Genomic DNA, 11842 nt, shown 5'->3' on the forward strand with positions numbered 1-11842 from the left:
CCCTTACCCCGCCACCCTAGCGTCGACTTCTCTCTCATTGCAACGGATCTGCTGCTCCGGCCTGCGGAAATAGCTACAGTACGCAACAGGTCCGAGGTGAAAGCGGAAGGGTGTCGACCGGTCGGGCCAGCCGATGATCACTTGTTCCCAACGGCCGGGCGTCGCATGATTGTTCGGTTCCTGCCCACGACAGCTGAAGGAATCATGCGCAAGGTCTTCACCACCCTGGCCGCCGTCGCGGCCGCCACCCTGCTCACGGCGGGGCACGCTTCCGCGGCCGGCACCCAGGTCTACAAGGGCACCGGCTGGCAGCTGGAGAGCTCGATGACCGCGAGCGGCGACGGCATCCACTCCCTCAACAAGAACGCGACGTACACCATCACGTTCGCCGACAGCGCGGCCCGCAAGACCCTGGAGTACTACTACAAGCCGCTGGCCGACTGGATGACCAAGCAGACGGGCGTCAAGTTCACGGTCAGTGCCACCAACCTGCCCGAACCGACGGCCTGTTCCACCGCGCCGATCCACACGATCGTGATCGGCCTGAAGACCCGGCCCATGAAGGACAAGGGCATGAGCCACACCAGCCCTTGCTACGACACCCGGGACGACACGGCGTACGGCGCCTGGATCGACATGGACAAGGAGTACTGGGACCACCCGGGCTGGTTCAGCGGCACCGGCAAGAACACCACGCTCGACTTCGCGATGATCTGGAACGCCAACGCGCACGAGCTGGGTCACGCCATCGGCCTGGACCACCCCAACACCCGTGACTCCAAGGGCGTCGTGAAGCCCTTCGACTGCGTGAAGAACTCCGCCGGCTGGCGGCCGCTGATGTGCTCGCCCAACGGCGGACCCACCAACAAGACCGGCGTCAACTACACCGCGTACGACATCGCCGGGATCAAGCAGCTCGTGGCCAACTACACGCTTCCGGCGCCCGCGAAGGCGAAGCCGAAGGTGAAGGCCGGGCAGCCGGCCGGCGTCACGGCGCTGCCCGCGCGCGTCAGCGACTGACGCCGCCGCCTGCCGTTTCCCTGCTGTATCCCTGCCGTATCCCTGCTGTACCTCGGGCAGTACCCCTGCCGTCTCCGTGCAGTAGCCCTGTCGTGCCCGTGCCGTGGCCGTGAAGCGGTCCCGTGGCGCGGGCACGGCACCGGTCCCGCGAAGCACTCGTGAAAACTCTGTGGAAGCGGTGTCAGTGGGGCCGCTTATGCTGCGTGGACGATCACGCGGTACCGGGGGTACCAGGGGAGGGCGCGGTATGTTCGGCAGGCTGTGGGGCAAGGGTGCGGAGAGACCGGTGGCGGACCCGCACGCCCTCCCCGTCCCGCGCAGGCAGAAGAACGGGATGTACACCCCGCACGCGCTCGGGGACGCGCGCGTGCAGGCGCTGGTGGTAGGCGGCCCGGGCGGGTGACTGGGCGGCCGTCAAGGCGGCACTGGCCCCCTTCGACCTCGGCCGCGACCACCATGTCCTCGGTGAACTGGCCGACCTGGACGGTGTGCAGCACTGGATCGGCCGGGTCGCCGACGAGGCCCGCGCCGCCGCGTACCAGGCCCGCGGACGCGCGCTGGACCCCGCCCTCGCCTACGAACACGGACGGGTCAACGCCTACGCCGGTGCGTACGAGGACGCCCTGACCGCCCTCGACCAGGCCCTCGCGCTGCTGGGCGCGCCGGGACCGGAGGGGGGCGACGCCGGCGAGTGGGCCGAGTGTGTGCGCCTCGCGGGCGCCGTGGAGGGCATCTACCTCAAGCGACCCGCCCCCGCCCTCACCCGCCTCGACGCCGCGGTCTCCCGCCTGACCGCCCTCGGCCGCACCGAGGAGACCGAGCCGCTGACCTCGCTCGCGGCCCGCCTGCGCGACGAGCAGTGAGACGAGCAGTGAGACGAGCAGTGAGAGGAGTGGCATGACGGGGTCCGAGCTGGGTGGCGAGGGCGGACCCGGGTTGGGCGGCGAGGGCGGCCCCGGGGCCGTCTTCCGCACGACCAGCGGCCGGATTCGCGGTCGCCGTGCGGTGGACGGTGTCGTGGCCGTCCTCGGGATTCCGTACGCCGCCCCGCCCTTCGGCCCGTACCGCTTCCGCGGGCCGCGGCCCGTCACCGACCCGGGCGCCACCCGGGACGGCACCCGTTTCGGACCCGTCGCGCCGCAGTCCGCCGAGCTGCCCGGCTCGCCGGTGTGGCGGCCCGGGGACGAGGACGTCCTCACCGTCAACGTGTGGACGCCCGAGCGGCCGTACGGCGGCGGCCCGCTGCCGGTGCTCGTCTGGGTCCACGGCGGCGCCTACACCTTCGGCTCCTCCGCCCAGCCCGACTTCGACGGCGCCGCGCTCGCCCGGGCGGGGCTGGTCGTGGCCAGCTGCAACTACCGGGTCGGATTCGAGGGGTTCGGGCAGGTGCCGGGCTTCCCCGCCAACCGCGGGCTGCTCGATCAGGTGGCCGCCCTGCGCTGGGTCCGGGACAACATCGCCGTGTTCGGCGGCGATCCCGGCCGGGTCACGGTCGCCGGGCACTCCGCCGGCGCCGGCTCCATCGCCTGCCTGCTGACCATGGAACGGGCCCGCGGGCTGTTCCGCCGGGCCATCGTCCACAGCGTGCCGCACGCCTTCCACCCGGTCGAGGTCGCCACCGCGATCACGGCGCGGATCGCGGCCGAGGCCGGGGTCGCGCCCACGGCCCAGGGACTGCTCTCCGCCGCGCCGCACCGCCTGGTGACCGCCTCGGACACGGTCGCCCGCCAGTGCGCGGACCGTCCCGTGGCCGCGGTCCAGGCGTACGACCCGGTGCTCTTCCAGCCCGTCGTCGACGGGGACGTACTCCCCGGGGACCCGCTCGGCGCCGGGGACCGGCTCGACGCAGGGGACCCGCTCGGCGCCGGGGCCGCCGGTGCCGGCCGGGACGTCGGCCTGCTGGTGTGCCACACGCTCGACGAGTACTGGTTCCCGCACGCGGTCGGTGCCGTGCGGGAGGTCACCTCGGAGCCGGAACTCGCCGCGTTCGCCGAGGTCCTGGGGCTGCCCGCGCGGCTGCTCGACGGCTACCGCGCGCTGATGCCCGGCGCCCCGGTGCTCGACCGGTACCTCGCGCTCAGCGGCGACGCCCGGTTCGGCGAGGGCAGCAGCCGGCTCGCCGAGCGGCACGCCCGGGCCGGCGGACGGGCCCACCTGGCCCGGTTCGCGCGCCGCCGCCCGACCGCCGACGGGCAGGCCAGGCCCTGGCACACCGCCGACATACCGTTCGCCTTCGGCAACCTGGACGCGGAAGGCGCCGCCTTCCTCATCGGCGGCGCCCCCGACGCCCAGGACCGGGCCCTGTCCCGCCGCATGCTGGGCGCGTGGGTGGGCTTCGCGGCCCACGGCGACCCGGGCTGGCCGCCGGTCACCGCCGACGCGACCCCGGTGAAGTACTGGGCCGTCCCGGACGACCACGTGCGCGACGACGCCACCTCGGACGTACGGGCGCTGTGGCGGGGAGTGCCGCTGCGGCTCCTGGGTCCGTGAGCACCTGCTGCCCGGCCGGCGGCCGGGCCGCTGCTCAGGCGCGGCTCAGCGCCGCCGCCCCCGCGGCCAGGACCGCGCCGAACACCAGCAGCCAGCCGTAGGACAGCGCGTTCAGCAGCGGTCCGCCCACCGCCCCGGCGAGGCCGGCGCCGACGAAGAGGGCGCTGTTGTTCCAGGCGAGCACGGCGGTGGCGTTGCGCGGGAAGAGCGACACGACCCGGCCCTGCTGCGGCGCGAACATCGCGTACGTGCACACGGCGAAGACGGCGAGCCCCGCCGCGAGCAGCATCACGTTCCCGGTGTGGAAGAGGCCGCAGACGGCCAGTTCCATCGCGGCCATGCACAGCAGCACCGTGGTCAGGGTGCGTCCCGCGCCCCAGCGGTCGGTCAGCTGGCCGCCGAGCAGGCCGCCCGCCACCGCGCCGACGCCGTAGACCACCAGCACCCAGGGGGTCGAACCGCCCTGGCCGCGCGCGTCGAGGGCGACGCCCAGGAACGTGTACAGCAGGTAGACGGCCAGCGCCCACACGGCGGTCACGCTCACCGCGCGCAGCGCCGCGCCCAGCGGCAGGCGGCTGCGTTCCCCGGCCTGCCCGGGCATCGCCGGCATCACCGCCCAGGCGGCCGCGCCGAGCAGCAGGGTGAGGACCGCGATGCCCACGAACACCGGCCGCCAGCCCACACCGCGGCCCAGCGCGGAGCCGATCGAGGCGCCGAGCGCCAGCGACGACAGCAGCCCGGAGCTGACGACCGCGAGCCACCGGCCCCGCTTGGCGTCCGGCGCCATGACGGCGGTCGCCGCGTACACCGCGGGGTTGGCCGCGCCGGAGGCGAGCCCGGCGAGGACGCGGGTGAGCAGCAGGACGGGGTAGTTCGGGGCGAACGCGGTGGCCAGGTTCGCCACGGTGAACAGCAGCAGCCCGCCGACCAGGACGAGCCGGCGGTCCACCCGGTCGGCGACGGAGCCGATGAGCGGCGCGCCGACGATGTAGGCGACCGAGAAGGCGGTGACCACCGCGCCGAGGTCCGCGGCCCGCATCTCGTACGACTCCGCGATGCGCGGCAGCAGCGGCGAGATGACGAACAGGTCGGTGCCGATGGCGAACTCGATCAGCCAGCAGACCAGCAGGTGCCCCCAGCGGCCCCGCGGCGCGGCGGGCGCCTCCTGCCGCGCGGGACCGTCCGGCGCGCCTGCCGTCCCCTCCGTCCGGTCCTGGGGCGCCCGGTCCTGCGGCGGCCGGATCTGCTGCGGGTTGTCCACGTCGCTGCCTCTCTCAGGTGCTGGCCGGTCACGGAAGGGGGCCGGGTCCGGGCGATCCGACGCATCCTCGGAACGCCGCCCGGCGCCGTCAACGCGACGGCGGAAAGTCCGTCAACTCGCCCGCCCGGTCCGGCCGCCGCGCCCGCCCGGCCCCGCCGCCGCACCCGCCGCCCACGAGATGACGGAGTGCCGCCGGCCGTCTTGCCGCAGGTGGCGGGCGTGCTTAGACAGCAGCCATGTTCGAGACGACACCGCAGGAGTCCGCCGCCGAGCGGCTGCTGACCCTCGCCCTTGGCACCGCGCACACCCAGGCCGTGGCCGCCGCCGCCCGGCTGGGGCTCGCGGACCACCTCGCGGACGGACCGCTGTCCGTCACCCGGCTCGCCGACCTGGCGGACGCCGACGCCGGAGCACTGGCCCGGCTGGCCGAGACCCTGGTGGCCCTGGGCGTCCTGCGGGACACCGGGGACGGCCGGGTCGAGTGCACCGAGACCGGCGAGCTGCTGCGGTCCGGCACCGCGCACTCGGTACGGCACTACGTGACGATGATGGGCTCGGCCTGGCTGACCGGCGGCTGGCCGGGACTGACGGACAGCGTGCGCTCCGGCGCGCCCGCGTTCGAGAGCGCCCAGGGCATGCCGTACTACGCCTACGTCCGCCGCCACCCGGAGGCCGAGGAGATCCTCCAGCAGGGCCTGAGCGACATCTCCCGGCACGAGGCCGATGCCTTCGGCGCCGCCGTCGACGTCAGCGGCCACGCCACGGTCGCCGACATCGGGGGCGGGCGCGGCAGCCTGCTCGCCGAGCTGCTGCGCCGCTCACCGGGCACCCGCGGGGTCCTGTTCGACCTGCCGGAGGTCGTCCGCCACGCCGGCCGGGAGCTGGCGGGACCGCTGCGCGCCCGCGTGCGGGTCGTCGCGGGCGACTTCCTCACCGACCCGCTGCCGGCCGCCGACCTGTATGTCCTCAAGCGCGTCCTGATGGACCAGGACGACGCCCGCGCCCTCACCCTGCTCGGCAACGTCCGGGCCGCGGCCGTCCCCGGCGCGCGGGTGCTGATCGCCGACCCGCCGGCCGACACCCGGTACGGGCGCCTGCTCGACCTGCACATGCTGAACATCCATGGCAGCGGTCTGCGGTCGGCCGCGCAGCTGTCCGCGCTGCTGGAGAAGGCCGGGTTCCGCGCGGTCCGGCAGCTGCCGGTCGGCGGGACGCTCCGGCTCCTCGAAGCGGAGGCGTGACCCCTGACCCCGGGCCCGGTGAAGGCGCGACCGTGCGTACGGCCGCGCGCGACCTGACATATTCGGTGGCCGGCGCTGGGAGGGGCCGCGCCCGGTTGCCACTGTCGGCGCATGCTTGCCGCATACGTTGAGAAGCTCGGCCCGCCGGACGAGATCAGGTTCGGTGAACTGCCCGACCCCGTGCCCGGCCCCACCGACGTCCTGGTCGACGTGATGGCCGCGACGGTCAACCCCGTCGACACCTTCGTGCGCTCCGGGATCTTCAGCACCCCGCTGCCCTTCCCGTACGTGCTCGGGCGGGACGCCGTGGGAACGGTCGCCGCGGCCGGCGCGGGCACCCCGGGCTTCCGGGCGGGCGACCGGGTGTGGTGCAACAGCCTGGGCCACGAGGGGCGGCAGGGAGCGGCGGCACAGCGGGTGGCCGTACCGGTGGACCGGCTCTACCACCTGCCCGACGGCGTCGACCCCGCGGACGCGGTGACCACGGCGCACCCGGCGGCCACCGCGCACCTCGCGCTGTTCGCGCACGGGCGGCTGCGGCCGGGCGAGACGGTGGTGGTCACCGGCGCCGCCGGGAACGTCGGCAGCGCCCTGGTCGTCATGGCCGTGGAGGCCGGCGCCCGGGTGATCGCGACGGCCTCGGCGCACGACGCGGAGTACTGCGCGTCCCTCGGCGCGGCCGGCACCCTCGACTACCGGGACCCGGCGCTCACCGAGCGGATCGGGGAGCTGGCGCCGCGCGGGGTGGACCTGCACATCGACACGCACGGCGGCCACGATCTGGCCGGCGCGGTCGAACTGCTGGCGCCGCGGGGCCGGATCGTGATGCTGGCGGGGGTGCGGTCGCGGCCGGTGCTGCCGGCCGGCCCGTTCTTCATGAAGGACGCCTCGATCCACGGCTTCGTCATCTCGCACGCCACCACCGCCGAACTGGCCCGCGCCGCCGTCGACATCAACCGGCTGCTGGCGGCGAAGCTGCTGCGGCCGCGGCGGACCGAGACCCTCCCGCTGAGCGCCGCCGCGCAGGCGCACCGCCGCATGGAGAACGGCGAACTGCACGGCAGACGGCTGGTCCTGCGCCCGGACCTGACGACAACCGACGTCTGACGGCCGACGCCCGATGCCTGACGGCCGACGCCCGACACCCGATGCCTGACCGCCGACGCCCGACGCCGGACACCCGATGCCTGACCGCCGACGCCCGACACCCGATGCCTGACCGTCAACGCCCGACACCTGACGGCCGACACCTGACGGCCGACACCTGACCGCTGGCGCTCGACACCTGACGGCCGACGCCTGACCGCTGACGCCCGACACCTGACGGCCCCTCACCGCGCACCCCCTGGCATCGCATCGCCCCGCCCCCCATCGACGCCCCCGACTCACCAAGGAGCCCCGCCCCATGCAGTCCAGACGCCCCTGGAAGGGCGACGCCGGCATGTACTACGGCACGCTCGTGGAGCACGCCGCGCGTCTCCACCCCGACACCCCCGTGCACCTCGACGAGACGCCGCGGCTGGCGGAGGGTGCCGGGCCGGTGCTGACGCTGGCCGAGACGGCCGGTGTCGTACAGCGGCTGTCGGCGCGGCTGTGGGCGGCCGGGGTACGGCCCGCCGAGCGGGTGGCCGTACACCTGCGGACCGGGTTCGACTACGCGCTGACCGTGTTCGCGGCCGCCCGGATCGGCGCCGTACCCGTGCCGATCGCCTCCGAGGTGGGCCCGGACGCGACCGCCGAACTGCTGGCCCGGCTGCGGCGCCCGCACCTCGTCACCGACGCGGCCACCCTGACAGGACCGCTCGCCGCCGTACCGCTGGACGACCTCGCCGCGACGGTGCTCCTCGTCGACGACGGCGCGGACGGCGGCACCCCGCTGGCCGCCTTCGCCGGCGCCGCGCCCGTCGCCCCGGTACGGCTGCACCCGGACCAGCCCGCGCTGATGACCCACACCTCGGGCACCACGGGCGTCCCGAAGATCGCCGTGCAGACCGCGCGCACCCTCCAGTGGCGCTACCGCGTGATCGCCGCCATGGCCCCGCTGGTGGCCGGCCGCCGCGAGACCTCCGCGATGCACCTGTCCTTCGCGCACGCCCACCTGTACGCGGCGCTCGCCGTCGCGATGCGGCGCGGCATGCCGCTGGTGGTGCTCGCCGACCCGGACCCCGAGGCCGCCGCCGACCTGTTCGCCCGCACCCGTCCCACCATGGTGGACACCCACCCCAACACGTTCCTCCAGTGGGAAGGCATGGCGGACGACCCGCGCCGCCCGCTGGCCGGGGTGCGCTACTTCACCAGCACCTTCGACGCCATCCACCCGCGCACCGTACGCCGCCTGCTCAACGCCTCCGAACGCCGCAACCCGCTGTGGGGGCAGGTCTACGGACAGAGCGAGACCGGGCCGGTCGCGCTGCGCGTCTACACCCGGCGCGGCGCCGACCACGCCGACGGGCGCTGCGTCGGCCACCCGGTGCCCGGCGTGACCCGGGTGCGCACCCGCACCGCCGACCGCCGCCCGGCCGGCCTCGACGACCCCGGCTGCATCGACGTGACCTCCCGGGGCCGCGCGGTCACCTACTTCGGGGAGCCGGAGCGCTACGCCGCCGAACTCCTCGGCGACTGGTGGCGGATGGGCGACCTCGGTTACCGCACCCGTTACGGCTGCCTGCACCTGCTGGACCGGCAGGTGGACCGCCTCCCGGCGATGCGCAGCAACCTGGAGGCCGAGGACCTCGTCCTGGAGCGGCTGCCGGAGCTGGTGGAGGCCGTCATCGTGGCCGGCGGGGACGGGCAGCCGGTGCCGGTCGTGGCGACCCGGGGCGACGCGCCGCTGTCCGCCGAGCGGTGGGAGAAGGCCGTCGCGGACCTGCCGCCGATGGACCCGCCGGTGCGCTGGGCGTGGGCGGACCTGCCGCGCACCGCCACCTCGAAGATCAAGCGCCTCGAACTGTCCCGGCTGCTCGCGGCCGGCCCGCAGACGTCCCCGCCCGCGCCCTGAACGAACACGGCCGTCACCGCCGAACCGCCAACTCGCCCGCAGGAAAGGTACGTTCCCCATGACCGACACCGACACCGACACCGACACCGACACCGACACCGCCGCCACCGGCATCCCCGCCGGCCGCACCGCCGTCTTCGAGGTCCGCGCGCAGACCACGATCGCCGCGCCGCCCGCCGTCGTCTACGACACCGTCAGCGACCTGGCCCGCAGCGGCGAGTGGAGCGCGGAGTGCACGGGCGGCAGCTGGGTGTCCGGGCAGCCGCGGACCGTGGGCGCCGTCTTCCGCGGCGACAACGTGCGCGGCACCGACACGGTGGCCTGGGCACCGGTGATCCGCGGCCCGTGGACCACCGAGTCGCAGATCCTGGAGGCCGAGCCCGGCCGCGTCTTCCGCTGGTCGATCCTGGACAGCGCCGGCCGCCTCCAGGACAGCGTCTGGTCGTACGAGATCACCCCGGCCGGCGCCGGCAGCCTGCTCGTCCACCACTACCGCCTCGGCACGCTCACCGAGGGCCTGTCGAAGATCTTCGCCGACCTGGACCAGGCCGGCCGCGACCGCTTCGTGACCGACTGGAACGCCAAGCTGGCGGCCGACGTCGCCACCACCCTGGAACGCGTCAAGGCGGTCGTGGAACAGGGCTGAACCGCGCGGTGGCGCGGCCGTCGAGCACCGCGCCACCGCCCACGGATGCCGGGGCGGGGCCGTGCCGCGCCGAGACGAGAACGGAGGGAACCCGCGTGAGCGGTAACCATGTCGAAGTGTGCGTGATCGGAGCCGGGCCGCGCGGCCTGTCGGTCCTGGAACGGCTGCTGGCCAACGAACGCGCCGCACCCCGGCACGCCGGCGGCGGCCTGACGGTGCACGTGGTGGAACCGGGCGCCCCCGGCGCCGGCGCGGTCTGGCGCACCGCGCAGTCCCGCCACCTGCTGATGAACACCGTCGCCTCCCAGGTCACCGTCTTCACCGACCGCACCTGCCGGATCGACGGCCCGGTCGAGACCGGCCCGAGCCTGCACGAGTGGGCGCAGGAACTGGCGCTGCTGGCCGCGCCCGGCGAGTTCGGCGCGGACGTCCTGGCCGAGGCCCGCGCGCTCGGCCCCGACGCGTACCCGAGCCGCGCCTTCTACGGCGCCTACCTCGCCGACTGCTTCCGGCGCCTGGCCGCCCGCGCGCCCGCGCACGTCACGGTACGGGTGCACCGCTCCCGGGCGGTCGCCATGGCCGACGTGCACGGCGTGCCCGGCGGACCGCAGGGGGTGCGCCTGGCGGACGGCACCCGGCTCAACGCGCTCGACGGGATCGTGCTCACCCTGGGCCACCTGCCCGCCCGGCCCACCGCCCGCCAGGAGCGCACCGCCGCCCTCGCCCGCATCCACCACCTCACCTACGTCACCCCGGCCAACCCGGCCGACGTCGACCTCGGTGCCGTCCGGCCGGGCGAACCCGTGCTGCTGCGCGGCCTGGGACTCAACTTCTTCGACCACATGGCCCTGTTCACCCAGGGCCGCGGCGGCGCGTACGACCGCGTGGACGGGCGGCTGGTGTACCGCGCCTGCGGACGCGAGCCCGTCCTGTACGCCTTCTCCCGCCGGGGCGTGCCGTACCACGCGCGCGGCGAGAACGAGAAGGGCGCGCACGGACGGCACCTGCCGCGGCTGCTCACCCCCGAGTACATCGCGGGGCTGCGCCGGCGCGCCGAGCGGGGCGACGCCGTCTCCTTCTCCGCCGACCTGTGGCCGCTCGTCTCGCGCGAGGTGGAGAGCGTCTACTACGGGACGCTGCTGACCCGGCGCGGCCGGGACGCCGACCGTACGGCGTTCACCGAGCGGTTCACCGCGCCGGGACCGGACACCGATCCGGACGCCGTGCTGCGGGAGTTCGGGTTCGGCGCGGCGGACCGCTGGGACTGGGAGCGGCTCGCCGACCCGGTCGGCGCCCGGCGGTTCCCCGACCGCGACCGGTTCCGCGCCTGGCTCCTGGACCACCTGGCCGCCGATGTCGCGGCGGCCCGCGCGGGCAACGTCAGCGGCCCGCTCAAGGCCGCCCTGGACGTGCTGCGCGACCTGCGCAACGAGATCCGCCTCGCCGTCGACCACGGCGGCCTGGACGGCGCCTCGCACCGCGACGAACTGGAGGGCTGGTACACACCGCTCAACGCGTTCCTGTCCATCGGGCCGCCCGCCTCGCGCATCGAGGAGATGATCGCGCTGATCGAGGCCGGGGTGCTCACCGTGACCGGCCCCGGCACCCAGGTGCGTATCGACCCCGCCGCCCCCGGGTTCGTCGCCCAGTCGCCCCTGGTGCCCGGCGAACCGGTGCGCTCCACCGTGCTGATCGAGGCCCGCCTGCCCGAACCCGACGTCCGGCGCACCGCCGACCCGCTGCTCCAGCACCTGCTGCGCACCGACCAGATCGCCCCCTACCGCGTGCCCGGTGCCCGGGGCGGCGGCTACGAGACCGGCGGCCTGGCCGTCACCGAGCGGCCGTACCGGATCATCGACGCGCAGGGGCGGGCGCATCCGCGGCGGTTCGCCTTCGGCGTGCCCACCGAGCACGTGCACTGGGTGACCGCGGCCGGCATCCGGCCCGGCGTCGACTCGGTCACCCTGGCCGACTCCGACGCGGTCGCCCGCGCGGTGCTCGCCCTGCCGGGAACGGGCGGGACGGGAGCGGCGGGGGCGTACGAGGACTCGGACCTGGCCAGGGAAGCGGTGATCGTATGACGGGGGCCGTCGAGCGGCGGTACACCGGGGCCGTCGGCCGGAGATCCGGGGCCGCCGCCGGTCAGGAGACCGGGTCGGACGTGCCGGGCCCCACCCCGGACGTGC

Annotated in this window: 8 protein-coding genes and 2 pseudogenes; 9 read left to right on the forward strand and 1 reads right to left on the reverse strand. The window is 75.1% G+C overall.

The window, feature by feature from the left end; all coding sequences use genetic code 11:
- Window positions 1-204 precede the first annotated feature (204 nt).
- The 4 genes and pseudogenes from ABZ858_RS26420 to ABZ858_RS26435 all read left to right on the forward strand — a co-directional run bounded on the left by ABZ858_RS26420 (window position 205) and on the right by ABZ858_RS26435 (window position 3510).
- Window positions 205-1020, forward strand: coding sequence for a hypothetical protein (locus tag ABZ858_RS26420; RefSeq protein WP_361383450.1), 816 nt, complete (start codon window positions 205-207; stop codon window positions 1018-1020).
- Window positions 1021-1267: 247 nt separating this feature from the next.
- A pseudogene (locus ABZ858_RS26425) lies at window positions 1268-1529 on the forward strand (hypothetical protein); the annotation flags it as partial.
- Window positions 1524-1883: pseudogene (locus ABZ858_RS26430) on the forward strand (hypothetical protein); the annotation flags it as partial. The pseudogenes ABZ858_RS26425 and ABZ858_RS26430, both read left to right, overlap by 6 nt.
- A 34-nt stretch (window positions 1884-1917) precedes the next feature.
- Window positions 1918-3510: a carboxylesterase family protein gene (locus tag ABZ858_RS26435; RefSeq protein WP_361383453.1), complete on the forward strand. Its 1593-nt coding sequence runs from the start codon at window positions 1918-1920 to the stop codon at window positions 3508-3510.
- A 34-nt stretch (window positions 3511-3544) separates the two neighbouring features.
- On the opposite strand, the gene ABZ858_RS26440 is transcribed toward ABZ858_RS26435, so the two are convergent.
- A complete protein-coding gene (locus ABZ858_RS26440; RefSeq protein ID WP_361383456.1) occupies window positions 3545-4771 on the reverse strand; it encodes an MFS transporter in 1227 nt (408 codons plus the stop codon).
- A gap of 236 nt (window positions 4772-5007) precedes the next feature.
- Between ABZ858_RS26440 and ABZ858_RS26445 the strand changes: the two genes are divergently transcribed.
- The 5 genes from ABZ858_RS26445 to ABZ858_RS26465 all read left to right on the forward strand — a co-directional run bounded on the left by ABZ858_RS26445 (window position 5008) and on the right by ABZ858_RS26465 (window position 11737).
- Window positions 5008-6012, forward strand: coding sequence for a methyltransferase (locus ABZ858_RS26445; protein ID WP_361383459.1), 1005 nt, complete (start codon window positions 5008-5010; stop codon window positions 6010-6012).
- Between the two features lie 111 nt (window positions 6013-6123).
- Window positions 6124-7119 carry an NADPH:quinone reductase gene (locus tag ABZ858_RS26450; RefSeq protein WP_361383462.1) on the forward strand — a complete coding sequence of 332 codons (996 nt, stop codon included), beginning with the start codon at window positions 6124-6126 and terminating at the stop codon, window positions 7117-7119.
- Window positions 7120-7417: 298 nt separating this feature from the next.
- Window positions 7418-9010, forward strand: a complete 1593-nt coding sequence (locus tag ABZ858_RS26455) for a class I adenylate-forming enzyme family protein (RefSeq protein ID WP_361383465.1) — start codon at window positions 7418-7420, stop codon at window positions 9008-9010.
- Window positions 9011-9068: 58 nt separating this feature from the next.
- Window positions 9069-9656 carry an SRPBCC family protein gene (locus ABZ858_RS26460; protein ID WP_361383468.1) on the forward strand — a complete coding sequence of 196 codons (588 nt, stop codon included), beginning with the start codon at window positions 9069-9071 and terminating at the stop codon, window positions 9654-9656.
- A gap of 95 nt (window positions 9657-9751) precedes the next feature.
- Window positions 9752-11737, forward strand: coding sequence for an FAD/NAD(P)-binding protein (locus tag ABZ858_RS26465; RefSeq protein ID WP_361383471.1), 1986 nt, complete (start codon window positions 9752-9754; stop codon window positions 11735-11737).
- Window positions 11738-11842 lie beyond the last annotated feature (105 nt).

Origin of the sequence: Streptomyces sp. NPDC047017 (assembly GCF_040644175.1) — a bacterium.
Lineage (GTDB): Bacteria > Actinomycetota > Actinomycetes > Streptomycetales > Streptomycetaceae > Streptomyces.